Source organism: Olivibacter domesticus (assembly GCF_900109575.1).
Classification (GTDB): Bacteria; Bacteroidota; Bacteroidia; order Sphingobacteriales; family Sphingobacteriaceae; genus Olivibacter; species Olivibacter domesticus.
The window spans coordinates 483776-498878 of record NZ_FOAF01000002.1 but is presented as its reverse complement, the minus strand read 5'-3'; the positions used below and the strand labels follow the sequence as shown (position 1 = coordinate 498878).

9 protein-coding genes are annotated in these 15103 nt (G+C 39.7%); all 9 read left to right on the top strand.

What is annotated here, in order from left to right:
* Positions 1–111 precede the first annotated feature (111 nt).
* Complete coding sequence (locus BMY50_RS12655; protein WP_162276582.1) at positions 112–837, top strand: fasciclin domain-containing protein; 726 nt, start codon at positions 112–114, stop codon at positions 835–837.
* Positions 838–1235: 398 nt separating this feature from the next.
* Entirely contained in the window at positions 1236–3617 is a 2382-nt protein-coding gene (locus tag BMY50_RS12650; RefSeq protein ID WP_093324809.1) for a mechanosensitive ion channel family protein, read from the top strand.
* Positions 3618–3937: 320 nt separating this feature from the next.
* Positions 3938–4318, top strand: a complete 381-nt coding sequence (locus BMY50_RS12645) for a carboxypeptidase-like regulatory domain-containing protein (protein ID WP_093324806.1) — start codon at positions 3938–3940, stop codon at positions 4316–4318.
* Positions 4246–4791 carry a RagB/SusD family nutrient uptake outer membrane protein gene (locus BMY50_RS12640; RefSeq protein ID WP_093324804.1) on the top strand — a complete coding sequence of 182 codons (546 nt, stop codon included), beginning with the start codon at positions 4246–4248 and terminating at the stop codon, positions 4789–4791. The genes BMY50_RS12645 and BMY50_RS12640 overlap by 73 nt, the downstream gene beginning before the upstream one ends.
* A 28-nt stretch (positions 4792–4819) precedes the next feature.
* Positions 4820–6274 (top strand): alpha-L-fucosidase, encoded by a 1455-nt coding sequence (locus BMY50_RS12635; protein WP_093324802.1) that lies wholly within the window; start codon positions 4820–4822, stop codon positions 6272–6274.
* Between the two features lie 155 nt (positions 6275–6429).
* Positions 6430–8898 (top strand): glycoside hydrolase family 2 protein, encoded by a 2469-nt coding sequence (locus BMY50_RS12630; protein ID WP_093324798.1) that lies wholly within the window; start codon positions 6430–6432, stop codon positions 8896–8898.
* Positions 8899–9097: 199 nt separating this feature from the next.
* Positions 9098–11668, top strand: a complete 2571-nt coding sequence (locus BMY50_RS12625) for a glycoside hydrolase family 95 protein (protein WP_093324795.1) — start codon at positions 9098–9100, stop codon at positions 11666–11668.
* A gap of 79 nt (positions 11669–11747) precedes the next feature.
* Complete coding sequence (locus BMY50_RS12620) at positions 11748–13901, top strand: glycoside hydrolase family 31 protein (RefSeq protein ID WP_093324792.1); 2154 nt, start codon at positions 11748–11750, stop codon at positions 13899–13901.
* A complete protein-coding gene (locus BMY50_RS12615) occupies positions 13898–15082 on the top strand; it encodes an alginate lyase family protein (RefSeq protein ID WP_093324790.1) in 1185 nt (394 codons plus the stop codon). Before BMY50_RS12620 ends, BMY50_RS12615 begins: the two co-directional genes overlap by 4 nt.
* Positions 15083–15103: the final 21 nt, after the last annotated feature.

Genomic DNA, 15103 nt, shown 5'->3' with positions numbered 1-15103 from the left:
GGCTAAATGAGAACAGTATTTGAAATGTGGCACAATTGCCTTTTAAGATGACTTAGCAAAGCGGTCTCATTGATGCTTTTAAAAAACAATAATATATCAATAATTATTCTAATGAAAAAGAGAAAATATTTATTCGTTTGTATTGCAACCTGTATGTTGTCAATTAGTGCATGTAGTTTGGTTGGACTAGACTTGCAAGAAGATCACGAACATAAAGTCACAACACTCGATCCGCATGTTAATATAAATGCATTGGAGTGGATGAAAAAGAGAAATTCAGATGCGGTATATGCCGATAGCGTGTTTTTCTGGATGCTCAAAGGAATAGCTTACGCAGGCCTTGAGGAAGAATACACAAAAGCAGGGAGAACATTTTTGTTTCTACATAATGATGCCGTCTTGCGGAAGACTAATAATGATATTACCAATGATTGTTATTTTGGTAGATACAAAGTGATTAGCAGGGATGCCGCGGGAAATCCGATTTTAAATGTCGATGGATCACCAGTGTTGCGATCGGCAGAGAAATGGGAAGATTACAGTGTAGACCAGGTGCGGAACTTTTTGACTTACCTTATCATTGAGGGAGAGTACTCCTTCGAAAACCTTACAGATTTTAATACGACTGTTAATACATTTCTGCCTAAGGGTGCTGAGGCCAGTAATCCGGAGAGTATAATGACACTTTTAGTCAGAAATGACAGGGACTCTAAACTTAGAATTAACGATTTTCTTAATTCAGTAAGGGCTAGTCAAGCACGCACGGCCGGTATCCTCAGTACAAACGGTCCTATTCATGTGGTTGACCGTGTTATTGAATATGGAACTATTAAATAGTATTTTTCTACTTATTGGGGCATTTTTGTTTGAATCATTTTTGCACCTATAAAGACCAAAAAATGCTCTTAAAATTGTTGTATATTGTGATTTTTGTTCCATTAACTTTTTAAAGTTTCAGTAGTTTTTTGGTACTAATAGAACGCTGTTAGAGACTATGATACCAAAAAAACTACTGATTTTATTACATAGAATCCAAAAGATAAAATCCCTGATTAAGATGTCACCTTATGCTGTAGAAGCATGTCTGTCTTAATCAGGGATAAGCATCTTTAATCAGCGAGTGTAAGTCATTTACTGAGCGATTAAAGACGCTACGCTATACTGTTGAATATTTTAAATGGTTGATAATATAAATTATAAATTTGTGTTATGTAATATTGTCTTCTATTTAAAATATGAATATAGCCAATCAAATAGCTTATAGGGGCTTCCAGGGAGCTTATAGCATTTGTTTATTTTTATTGTTTATTCACTTAACATTTTCGGTGAATGCACAATCTAAACTAAGAAATGGGCGTTCTGGATACGATCAATCGCTATTGGCCGATACCAATATGCTTTCTACGGGTGATTATCTGGAAGGATTGGAACGAGTTTATCAGACTTTAAATAAGGTACCAACAGTAACTTCTTCCTTTACACGGATTCCCGAAATAAATAACAAGTTAAAGTCGGACGATTCAACCATTAATCTTTTAAAACAGCGATTATCTCTTAACGTAAGTACCTTTAATTTGCAGAACTTGCAAATGTTTCGCACGTTGTTAGATGAAATGACAGACAATGAAGATATATATAATGAAGTCATTTTATCTTATGATAAAAGCTTGGATGACATGAAAAAAGAAATCGCAGCGCTGCGGAAAGATTCTATTATACGGCAAATTTTCACAACGAAAGCGTTACGCGATTCTTTTAGCACCCAACTGAAAGATTTACGCATTAAAAGGATGGGCTCTGATAGCCTTATTAAAAGTACAACGGTAACTCTTAATGAGCTGAGGGCACATGTGGCAGAAAATGCATTGTCTGTACAAGAGTTGCTATATCAAACAAATGTGCAGCTAAAATCTATTGGCCCTAAAGCCTTTCTGAAGGAAAAAAGATATCTCTGGGAAAAGAGATCGTCGGCTACTGATTTAAAATATCCCGAGTTCAACCAAATGCTCGATAGTGAACAGCAAATCAATCAATACTATTTTAATAATACTCGGAGTAACAGAGTTTTACTGCTTTTTTTCGGAACACTTTTTTTTATCTGGATTTTTTACAATTTCAGAAGCCTTAAGAATAAAGGTAAAATGACTATTTTGGAGGATTTGGATTTAAAATTAATTAGCCCTGTTCCAATACTGGCATCACTTGTTTTAATCTTTACAATGGCGCCTGTCTTCGATCTACATGCGCCGGCACTTTATATTGAACTGACCCAGTTTTTACTACTCTTGGTACTCACCGGTTTGTTCTTTAAACGTATCCCTAGAGAACCCTTAATCCTATGGGCTGTTTTCGTTCTCTTATTTGTTGCTTTATCGTTCGTGAGGCTTATTGGTATTTCACCGCATGCGCAGCGTTGGTTTATACTGTTCATTAATTTAATTTCAACTGCTTTTGCTGTATTTGCCTTAAGGAAACTAAAACCTATTGCTGGTAAATATAGCATATTATTAATCGCAGGAACCTTATATATGTTATTCAACGGTCTGGCGATATTAGCCAATCTGTTCGGTCGAACAACACTTATGCAAATATTTTATACCACAGGCGTATATGCTTTACTACATACTGTTTCATTGATTGTGTTGTTACAGCTGATAATAGAAGCCTTTCTTTTACAGATTAAGGGCAGCAGGATGCGAAAAAATTATCCTGATCATTTTGAATGGGAAACTATTGCGAAAGATTTTTCAAAAATTATAACCTATGTAGCCGTGTTTATTTGGATTATTCTCCTAACAGCGCATCTTGATGTGTATGATTTGCTAAGTAATGCTGTTGGATCTTTTCTTAGTACAGCGAGAAAAATAGGCAGCTTCACCTTTACATTTGGAGGGATTTTACTCTTTTTAGGAATTATCTGGGTGGCTAATTTTCTACAAAAGTACATTGCTTATTTCTTTGGAGAAACAGGGGATGATACCATTGAGAACGCGAATGCAGAACACTCTCGCTTATTAATCACCCGATTGGTGCTGCTTATAGCGGGTTTTCTGTTGGCTGTGGCAGCGTCTGGTCTTCCCATAGATAAAATTACGGTAGTTTTAGGTGCCTTAGGTGTTGGAATTGGACTTGGACTACAAGGTATTGTGAGCAACTTTGTATCAGGCATTATTTTAATTTTTGATAGAACAATCCGTATTGGTGATGTAGTTGAGCTCGGGAATAGAAAAGGAAAAGTGAAGGAGATTGGGATCCGATCAAGCACATTATTAAGTGATGATGGTGCTGAAATTATTATACCGAATGGCGATATTCTTTCTAATAATATCATCAATTGGACCTTGAGTAATAATAATATTAGGGTTAATTTGACCATTACCATCGCAAAACCTTTTGATAAGGAAGAGGTGATCTCGATGATAAAAGAGATTATCCTTGCCAACGACCATGTATTTAAACGTAAAACACCGAGTGTGATCATTAGTCCCGTAAACGGTAAATGGTCTAGCGCGAAAATATTCTTCTGGTGCAATCTGAACAACACCGATACGCCTAAAAGTGCTATAAGTGATGCTGTTTTTGAAAAATTAGCAGAAATGAATATTGAAACCTTATAATTCAGTAAAACTAACACGTTATTATAAGTGATATGTTGACCCTCTCTTTCAGCAAAGAGTAGGATGATACGAAAAGTAAGACCTTTTAAAAGAGAAATTGTGCTATCTATTGTTATGTTGGATAATACCTAATTAACAAAAGCGATAAAGGATTACAGTAAGTAAAGGCTGAATTTATCCATTGACCTAAAAATAGAGTCAGAATAACCCATAAACCATTTTCTACCCCTAGAAAGACCAAAAAATACCCTTAAAATTTGCTGTGGATTGTGATTTTTGTCCCATTAACCTAATAATGGCTAACCGCATAAACTTTTAAGATGAAAGGGAAATTTGTTTTTGGGCTATATATCATAGCTTTTTTTTTAAGTTTCAGTAGTTGTTTTTTTACCGTCGTTTTAGCACAAGAAGTCATACATATATCTGGAAAGGTAACGACTACTAATGGGGAAACTGCACCCGGTGTGAGTGTACGGGTAAAAGGAAAACGACAAGGTACTACTACCGATGTTAATGGCTTGTTCCAAGTTCAGGCGACATCGAGCGACATACTCATATTTAGTCAGATTGGAATGGCTAGTCAAGAAGTACCTGTTGATCAAATAGGGATCCCAGGCTTAAAGCATCTATTATCTACGAAGGCGTTTGGCGTGGAACAGATGCTTCTTCTGCCTTTGACCCTGTTTTTGAAAATGTATTAGGAGGATATTTACCAAGAAAGTATATCAATGAAACGAAATGGCCTACCAGTTACGCTACGCAAAGTGATCAGGATTGGGTATTTTTACGATATGCAGATGTGTTGTTAATGTATGCGGAAGCAAGAAATGAAGTATCAGGTCCTGATCAATCTGTCGTGGATGCGATTAATCAGGTAAGATCAAGAGCAGATGTAAATATGCCTGCTCTTAGTTTAAATGATGGATATGGGCAGGAAGAGATGCAGCGACTGATACGGCAGGAAAGGAGAGTAGAATTAGCATTAGAAGGCCAACGGTATTTTGACTTAAAGCGATGGGGTATTGTTAAAGAAGTAATGGATAATACACAGGATCCTGACGGTGCATCACGTTTATTTCAAGCGCGAGATACTTTGTGGCCAGTGCCGCAGTCGGAAGTAGACATTGCAAAAAGTCTGGGAAATGAAGGCTATAAGCAAACACCAGGATTTTAATTTAGTTGAATAATTTTAATCAATATATATGAAAAGCTTTCAGCAACTACGACGGGTATATTGGGTGCTTATTTGCATCATACTTTCTACGGGACTAGCCCATGCACAAAAGCGGACTGAGAAGGATAATGAACGAATGAAGTGGTGGACAGAAGCACGCTTCGGTATGTTTATCCACTGGGGTGTTTACGCCCAGTTTGCAGGTGTTTATAAGGGACATGAGCAAGCAAGAGGGGGAGCAGAATGGATAATGAACCGATCTAAAATACCGGTTTCTGAATATCAGGATATGGCAAAAGAATTCAATCCGATAAATTATGATCCCGATGAATGGGTACGAATGGCTAAAGAAGCGGGTATGAAGTATCTTATTATCACCGCCAAACATCATGATGGATTTGCGCTTTTTAAATCAGCCGCTAGCAAATGGAATGTGGTAGATGCTACTCCTCATGGAAAAGATTTATTAAAACCATTGGCAGAGGCCTGTAGAAAATATGGAATCAAGCTCGGTTTTTATTATTCCCAAGCGCAAGATTGGAATAATCCAGGAGGATCGGCAGCACGAAAGGAGATGCGAGAGGGTTGGCCGAATCCTGATTCCGCACGAATAGATGCATATACCCTAGCGCATAAGGGGCACTGGGATCCCGCACAGGAAACGAGTACTTTTGATGAATACATTGATCGCGTTTCTGTGCCACAAGTAAAGGAGCTTATGACAAATTATGGCGACATTGCCGTACTTTGGTGGGATACGCCAACGAATATGACGGATCAAGCAGCGATGAAGCTGCAAGCACAATTGAAATTGCAACCGGATATCATCACCAATGATCGGCTAAAACGTCCCAACTTCCCTGGCGATACTAAAACACCTGAACAGAAAATACCGGATTTGAGTGAATTAGATGGAAAATATTGGGAGACTTGTATGACGATGAATGGTACATGGGGTTATCGTACGTCTGACAATAAATGGAAATCTACCGAGACATTAATAAGAAATCTGATTGACATCGCTTCTAAAGGAGGCAATTATCTCTTGAACGTAGGTCCGAAACCGGATGGCACGTTCCCCGAGCAAAGCATAGAAAGATTGAAGCAAATTGGTGATTGGATGAAGGTAAACAGTGAAGCTATTTATACTACAAAAGCTAGTCCCTTAACACCTCTTACTTGGGGTAGATGCACGATGAAAGCAGCGGGCGACAATACCATACTTTATTTATCAGTATTTGATTGGCCAGCCGATGGGAAGCTATCTATTCCCGGTATTACCAATAAAATTTCTTCAGCGAAACTTTTAGCTACTGATCAAAAATTGAAAGGGATCAATACGAAGGAAGGATTTTCACTTGAGTTACCTGCGAATGCACCGGATAAGATTGCGAGCGTGATTAAGCTCGAACTGAAAGGAAAAATAGCGGAAGCAAATCATGCAGTACCGAAAAAGCAAATGAAAAGCGGGGCGCTGGATTGAGTCGTTAAATAGCTGAGTAGGGAAATAGTTGTAGAGGTGTTCATAGCGTCGTCATCACGAGGAGGAACGACGTGGTGATCTATACTGAATTTGTTATTTGTTAAATAGTTGAAGTCGTTGAGCTGCAAAGTGAATCAGCCAATAACAGTTACGTTATGGTTATATTTAAATATTATTTACTATATACATTCTTTTTAATAGGAACTTTTTGCACCTCGCAGGGGCAACAGGCTAGCCGTATCGACAAAAAATGGGAATTTTTAAAAAGCGATTTAGGTGGTATTTGGGAAGCCGTTAGGCCGGTAGGAAAAGGTGATCCAGAATCCGTTCCGTTATGGGAGACCGTTGATCTTCCTCATTGTTTTAACGCAACGGATGCGGTAGACCCGGATGTGAACTATTATCAGGGACCAGGTTGGTATCGTAAAAATTTATCGATTGAGAATCCTTATAATAAGGGTCGTACCTTGCTTCATTTTGAAGGAGCTGGTCAGAAAACAGCTGTTTATGTGTATACCACAAAAGTTGGCGAGCATGTGGGCGGGTATGACGAATGGACAATAGATATTACGGATGCGGTAAAAGCATTTAAGGAGACTTCCATCTGCAAAGAACAATTTAAGGGAGAAGTGCCTATTTCTATTCGTGCGGACAATTCTAGGGATTTGGAAATGATCCCCTCAGATCTAGCTGATTTTAATCTTTATGGTGGAATCTATCGTCACCTTAATTTACAATATATTCCGGCTTTGTCGATCGACAAGGTCTTTGCTCATACTGAAGTAGATGAAAAAGGAAAAGAAGGGAAAATCGCTATAAAAACACGACTTTTAAATCACACATCAGAAAAGATAGGAAAGCTGTCGGTAAAGCTTTTGGATCCAAAGGGAAGGGAAGTAGCAAATCTTGAGGAAACACCTTCTATTTCGGCCAGTGAAATTAATATAGAGGCATTGCTAGTTAAAAAACCTCAATTATGGAGTCCTGATAAACCTGATTTGTATACACTCGTTCTGACCTTAAATAACGCCGATGAACCGTATGTAAGTACTACAAAAATTGGCTTTCGCCATTTTGAGTTCAAAGAAAAAGGACCGTTTTTACTAAACGGCAAGCGCTTACTGTTACGCGGCACGCATCGGCACGAAGATCATGCAGGTGTAGGAGCGGCGATGTCAGATGCCATGATTCTTAAGGAGATGGATATGATGAAACAAATGGGTGTTAACTTCATTCGTTTGGGACATTATCAGCAGTCGCGGGTGGTGTTAAATGCCTGTGATAGCCTTGGAATATTGGTTTGGGAGGAAATCCCCTGGTGCCGCGGCGGAATAGGAGGAGATGTTTATAAAGAACAGGCAAGAAGGATGTTAACCAACATGATTGAGCAGCATTATAATCATCCAGCAATTATTATATGGGGATTAGGTAATGAAAATGATTGGCCCGGTGATTTCTCTGTTTTTGATAAAGAGAAGATCAGGGATTTTATGATGGAATTAAATGATCTTTCTCATCAACTGGATTCATCGAGAAAAACGGCTATCAGAAGATGTGATTTTTGTAAAGACATCGTGGATGTCTATTCGCCTTCTATTTGGGCTGGCTGGTACAGGGGCTTGTACACCGATTATAAACAATCGTCAGAAGACGAAATGAAAAAGGTGAACCACTTTTTGCATGTAGAATGGGGAGGGGATAGCCATGCAAGAAGGCATGCTGAAAATCCTGATAAGATATTAGCGGAGGTGACCGGTGGCAAAGGTACGGATGAACGCTCGGGTGATGCTTCATTATTTGGTGGTGCCGCGAGGGTTTCAAAAGATGGTGACTGGAGCGAGAGCTACATCTGTAATTTGATCGATTGGCATTTAAAGGAACAAGAAACAATGCCTTGGCTTACCGGTTCCGCCTATTGGCCTTTTAAAGATTTTTCTACACCCGTTAGGCCAGATAATCCGGTACCCTACGTGAATCAAAAGGGAGTAGTAGAACGTAACCTTAACAAAAAGGAAGCATACTATGTGTTTCAATCATATTGGACAAACACACCGATGGTACATATCTATGGACATTCCTGGCCGATTAGATGGGGAGAAAAGGAAGAAGAAAAGATGATAAAAGTATACTCAAATGCAGAGGAAGTAACACTCATTGTCAACGGTGAAAATTATGGTACAAAGAAAAGAAATAGTCAGGATTTTCCAGCTGCTGGATTACGTTGGATGGTAAAACTTAAAGAGGGAACAAATCAAATAAAGGCAATGACAAAAATTGGGGGGAAAGTATTAACAGATGAAATCAATCAGGTTTATCAAACTGCAAAATGGGGCAAGCCGCAGAAAATGATCTTCGAAAAAATTCATCAGCAAGATGATGTGGCAACTATTCAAGTCTCTTTCTTAGATGCTAAAGGGGTAAAGTGCTTAGATGCGCAGAATTGGGTAAATTTCTCGGCAGCAGGCGATGGTATATTAATAGCAGATCAAGGTACTTCTGACGGATCCCGCAAAGTGCAAGCCTACAATGGAAGAGCAATTATTAAGGTTAAATTAACAGGAAATAAATGTGTAGTAAGTGCAAAATCAGACGAATTGAAGACAGCTTTTGTAATGTTGGAGTAGCTGAGTTGTTGAATGGTTGGGTAGTTAAGTTGTTGATTAGTTAAATAGTTAAGTTGATGAGTAGTTGAATAGTGGAGTCGAAATATCGCAAAGCATTACTCGGCCAAGATGGTAAATAATACTCCTCGATGTTGCTCGGGGTGACGTGCTTAGGAATAATTGATACAGAAAAATTGAATGCTAAGAAAAAGCAATTAAAATGAATAAATTTAAAACATCTCTTTTTATGCTCCTATGCTGCCTTTTGCTGGCCTTAACAGTCAGAGGTCAGAAGCAGGACGATCGTCTTACACTCTGGTATACAAAACCAGCTTCCATATGGGAGGAAGCACTACCACTAGGGAATGCTAAAACTGGAGCTATGGTATTTGGCGGAATAAATATAGAACGCTATCAACTTAATGACAATACCTTATGGTCAGGCTTTCCAAATCCTGGTAATAACGATAATGGGCCTAAAGTGCTTCCCGAAGTAAGGAAAGCCATGTTCAATGGTGACTACGAAAAAGCTGCTGCTTTATGGAAAAAAATGCAAGGACCCTATTCGGCCAGGTACCTGCCCTTAGGAGACCTACTGCTTGATTTCGGCCGACAAGATACTACTACGACTTACTACAAGCGAGATTTAAATCTTCAAAATGCAACATCCACAGTAAAATACACCTATAAAGGAGTTACTTATACACGCGAAACATTTACCAGTTGGCCTGATAAGGTAATGGCGATAAAGATTACCGCTGATAAACCACATGCTATTCGTTTTAAAGCCTCACTTACTAGTAAATTAAAATATCAAACAAAATCAGTTGAAGACAATTACTTAGTGCTCCGTGGAAAAGCACCGAAATTTGTTGCTAACCGCGATTATGAGTCTAATCAAATTGTATATGATAAAGATTTGACAGGAGAAGGAATGAATTTTGAAGTTCACTTAAGGGTAAAAGCAGCAGGCGGAAAGGTACATGCTTCAGCCGATAAATTGGTCGTTACCGATGCAAGCACAGTTACCTTATTCCTTACAGAAGCTACCAGCTTTAATGGCTTTGATAAATCGCCGGGTCTAGCGGGCAAAGATCCTGCTATGGAGGCTACATCACTGATGAATAAAGTGATGAGCCAACAATACGAAGATCTTAAAAGGACGCATGTGGAAGATTATACATCCTTATTTCAACGCGTTTCCATTGACCTTGGTACCGATGTCGAAGCATTAAAACTTCCTATAAATGAACGCATGCTCCGGTTAGCTTTTGGTAAAACTGACAATGCACTTCAAGCTTTGTACTATCAATTTGGCCGTTATTTGCTTATTTCCAGTTCTAGACCAGGAAGCCGCCCTGCGAACTTGCAAGGTATTTGGAATGACAAAGTACAACCACCTTGGGGAAGCAATTATACAACGAATATCAATACAGAGATGAATTATTGGTTGGCAGAAAACACCAATTTATCGGAATGCCACCAGCCATTGTTCGATTTCATGAATGAATTGGCTATTAATGGAGCAATAACGGCTAAAGTAAATTATAATATCCAAAAAGGGTGGGTTACACATCATAATTCGGATCTATGGGCGAAAACATCACCCCCAGGAGGTTATGAATGGGACCCGAAGGGAATGCCACGTTGGTCGGCTTGGCCCATGGCAGGGGCATGGTTCTGTTCACATTTATGGGAACATTATCTTTTTACGGGTGATCAGGTTTTTCTAAAAGAGGAAGCGTATCCTTTGATGAAAGGTGCCGCCGAGTTCATGTTGTCTTGGCTTATTGACGATCCAAATAGCAATTACCTCATTACAAACCCGGCTACCTCGCCTGAAAATACCGTAAAGATAAAAGGAAAGGAATACCAATTAAGTATGGCTACAACCATGGATATGGCTATCATCCGGGAATTGTTTACTGCTTGTATAAAAACCTCGACTATTTTAAATATCGATGGTGCCTTCAGGGCGAAGTTAGAAAAAGCAAAGGCTCGCCTATATCCTTATCAAATTGGTCAATATGGCCAGCTACAGGAATGGTATCAAGACTGGGATGATCCAAAAGATCAACATCGACATATTTCGCAGCTCTTTGGCCTATATCCAGGTAATCAAATATCAGTTAAACACACACCTGAACTAGCTGCGGCCGCAAAGCAATCGCTTATTCATAGAGGTGATGTGAGTACCGGTTGGTCTATGGCGTGGAAAACTAACTGGTGGGCGCGCTTGCAAGATGGTAACCATGCCTACAAAATACTAAAAGATGCATTAAGGTATATAGACCCTAAACTTGAAAAGGAGCAAATGAGTGGAGGAGGCGCCTATCCGAATCTGTTTGATGCACATCCACCTTTTCAGATAGATGGCAATTTTGGCGCTACAGCAGGTATGACCGAAATGCTCCTTCAAAGCCATGCCGGCGAAATTCAATTACTTCCTGCATTGCCAGATGCCTGGCCAACTGGCTCCATAAAGGGTATTAAAGCACGCGGGAATTTTACAGTCGATATAGATTGGAATCAGGGGAATCTACGAAACGCGACTATAGAGGCGAATGTAGGAGGAAATTGTAGGCTTCGAACACCTATCCCTGTAAAAGTGGTAGAAATTACCACAAAAACAGCACAAGGGAATAATGGGAATGTCCTCACACAAGAGCCGGAGGAATTATTGTATAAGCGGAATGGAACGGCATCTCTACAAAAATTAAATATTAAAGATACCTATGTGTTAGATTTTCAAACGGAAAAGGGAAAACGCTATACGATTGTTCCTTTATAAACGAGGAGCGGACAGCTGTTTATATAAACAAAGTTTAAGGGTGTTTGTAACCTTGTTTAACCAATAAAAAACATAAACAATGATGAAATTACGATACTGTTTGTTAATGTTATCTATAGGGATATTAACAGTGCAGTTTGGGTTTTGCCAAAAAATCCAATGGACAGAAATCCAACCCGGTGTGTGGAAAGCCATAGTAGGCACACCGGAAGCTTATAATTTACTATCAGCCGCTGGAGCTAAACCACGGGAGCAATCTCTTCAACAATTGGGAAGGACAACATTTCCATTATCCGAAAATGAAATAGAGGTGAAATTGGTTGACGGGAAAACCTATCTACGTTTCCCGCTCGACAAAAAAGAACAGCTGTATGGTTTCGGTCTAAATTTTCAGACTGTGCATCAGCGAGGGAGAATTATGAGGCTTCATGTTGATCATTACGGTGGAAGCGATAACGGTAGAACGCATGCACCAACCCCTTTTTATATTTCCTCAAATGGTTATGGCGTTTTTATTAACTCGGCTAGGTATTTGGATGTTTATGCAGGATCTGCAGCAAGGAAGGATAGTAAAAACCCACCTGAAGCGAAAGATCGAAATATCGATAAATCGTGGACTTCCAGACCTTATTCAGATGCGGTAGAAATACTGGTGCCGACAGAAGGAGTAGAGCTGTATATTTTTGGTGGCCCTAAACCTATCGATGCCGTACGCAGATTTAATCTGTTTAACGGAGGTGGGGTACTCCCTCCTCGCTGGGGTCTTGGTTTTACACAAAGGGTTCAGCGTTTATACAATGCACAAGAAGTAGAAGAAGAGGTAAATCTTTTTGAAGAAAAAGGATATCCCCTCGATTTTGTTGGCCTTGAACCCGGTTGGCAAAGTAAATCGTACCCTTGTACCTTTGAATGGGATAAAGAGCGTTTTCCAAAACCTGAAGAATTTGTGCAAGGTTTGTTGAAAAAAGGAATACGACTGAATCTATGGACCAATCCTTATGTATCACCAGCCGCATCCATATTCCAACGTATCGCGCCTTTCACAGGTTCACACACGGTATGGGTTGGTCTCGTTCCAGATCTGAATACAGCTCAGGCCCGGGATATTCTATTTTCTCAATTAAAAAAAGATCAAGTGGACATTGGAATAAGTGGTTACAAAATTGATGAGGTGGATGGTGGTGATCAATACTTATGGCCTGACGTTGCTACATTTCCGTCGGGCATCACGGGCGAGCAAATGCGCCAAACCTATGGCTTGCTTGTACAGCGTTATAGCACTGAGATGTATCGGCGCTCAAATACCAGAACCTACGGTTTAGTGCGTGGTTCGAATGCGGGTGGTGTTTCTTTTCCTTATGTGATTTATAATGATTACTATAAACACGAAGATTTTATTACGGCACTGATCAATAGCGGCTTTGCGGGCGTACTGTGGACACCAGAAGTAAGAGCCTCTAAAACAGGTGAGGAATGGTTGAGGCGCTTTCAATCGAACATATTCTCTCCGATGGCGATGATTAATGCTTGGGCAAGCGGCACAAAGCCCTGGTCGTTTCCGGAGGTAGAAAAGCAGGTAAAAGAGACAGCACTTTTACGTATGCGGATGATGCCTTATTGGTACAGTGAATTTGCAAAATATCATTTTGAAGGAACACCGCCATTCAGGGCAATGAATTTGGAAGATGGATTTTCTGTCAATGCATCCAAAGCGGTAGAAACAATTGATTTAGAAAAAAATCCATATGTGGAAGCAGTGAACAGAGAAGTTAAGGATCAATATATGGCTGGAGAAAATCTATTGGTAGCGCCTTTGTTCACCGGGCAGGCCACTCGTCAGGTTATCCTACCTAAAGGTAAATGGTACGATTTCTATACGGGTAAATATGTTGGTGATGGTGAGGTTCTTACGGTCACACCCGGTTTAGATAAAATTCCGGTTTATGTAAAAGATGGTGGAATAGTGCCCTTAATGCCCGCTCGCTTACATGCACCAAAGGTGGGAGAGAAGGTACCAATAGAAATTCGATATTATGGAGAAAAACCGGGATCATATAAACTATATGATGATGACGGAGAAACCTTTAATTATGAGAATGGACAATACAGTTTTAGGGACATAAAAGTAGCAAAAGGAAAAGATGGTAAACTGGAAGGAACAATTTCCCCGCCTGAAAAAGGGAAGCCCAATACGATCGAAAAGGTAACATTCACATTTATGACGAGGCCATGAGGAGATTTAATCACTATATAACATATGTATGCCTACTGTTGGCTATCTTTTGTATTTCTTGGACAGATTTGGCCGTGGATATATCCTATGAAAAACAAGCAGCGCAAATTTTAGGCAAGCAAATTTTACAACAAGCTCAATGGGCAATGCAACAGCAACCTATTACGGTTACAGCCGAAACATCACCACGAAGTGCCGGGGGTAAACATGACTTTTTTTCCGAAGGCGATTATTGGTGGCCTGATCCAGTGAATCCCAATGGACCTTATGTGCAAAAAGATGGCATGACCAATCCAGCTAATTTCGTGGCACACCGTCGGGCAATGATACGTTTCAGTCAGATCATAGGGGCCTTGGCTGCAGCATATAAACTCACTAGCGATGAAAAATATATTAAACAGGCGTTAACACATTTAGAAGCTTGGTTTGTAAATCCCCAAACACTGATGCACCCAAATCTCTTGTATGCACAAGCCATTAAGGGAAGATTTACTGGCAGAGGTATTGGCATTATTGATACCATTCACTTGATGGAGGTTGCCCAAGGTATTTTGGTAATGAAGAGCTCAGTTGCTTTTCCTGTAACCTTATTTACACAAATCAAGGGATGGTTCTCTTCTTATCTTAAGTGGTTAACAACACATCCCTATGGTCTGGATGAAATGAATGCCGAAAACAATCATGGTACGTGCTGGACCATGCAAGTGGCGTCGTTTGCTAAACTCACAGGGGATGAGAAGTTACTTAATTTTTGTCGTGAGCGATATAAAGAAGTGTTGTTGCCCAATCAGATGGATAAGGACGGTGCTTTTCCAAGAGAGCTAAAACGTACAAAGCCCTACGGTTATTCGTTGTTTAACTTAGATGCTATGGTTATGCTCTGTCAAATACTTTCTACGCCAGAAGATAATTTATGGAATTTTCAGCTCGTTGATGGCCGTTCTATTAAAAAAGGAATGGAATTTATGTTTCCGTATGTTGAAAACAAAGCGAACTGGCCCTACCCAAAAGATGTGATGTATTGGGATAATTGGCCTGTTGCACAACCTTCCTTATTGTTTTCTGCAAGTGCATATAAACAGAAAGAATGGTTCGATGTGTGGCTTAAGTTGGATCACAAGCCGCAAATAGAAGAGCTTATCAGAAACTTGCCTATTAGAAATCCTATTATTTGGTTTTGAGTAGGAGTAGTTAAAACGTTG

Bases quoted from the DNA above. Each gene is read 5' to 3' on its own strand.
- BMY50_RS12650 (WP_093324809.1), top strand. From the start codon at position 1,236: ATGAATATAGCCAATCAAATAGCTTATAGGGGCTTCCAGGGAGCTTAT.
- BMY50_RS12625 (WP_093324795.1), top strand. From the start codon at position 9,098: ATGAATAAATTTAAAACATCTCTTTTTATGCTCCTATGCTGCCTTTTG.
- BMY50_RS12615 (WP_093324790.1), top strand. From the start codon at position 13,898: ATGAGGAGATTTAATCACTATATAACATATGTATGCCTACTGTTGGCT.
- BMY50_RS12655 (WP_162276582.1), top strand. From the start codon at position 112: ATGAAAAAGAGAAAATATTTATTCGTTTGTATTGCAACCTGTATGTTG.
- BMY50_RS12645 (WP_093324806.1), top strand. From the start codon at position 3,938: ATGAAAGGGAAATTTGTTTTTGGGCTATATATCATAGCTTTTTTTTTA.
- BMY50_RS12630 (WP_093324798.1), top strand. From the start codon at position 6,430: ATGGTTATATTTAAATATTATTTACTATATACATTCTTTTTAATAGGA.
- BMY50_RS12635 (WP_093324802.1), top strand. From the start codon at position 4,820: ATGAAAAGCTTTCAGCAACTACGACGGGTATATTGGGTGCTTATTTGC.
- BMY50_RS12620 (WP_093324792.1), top strand. From the start codon at position 11,748: ATGATGAAATTACGATACTGTTTGTTAATGTTATCTATAGGGATATTA.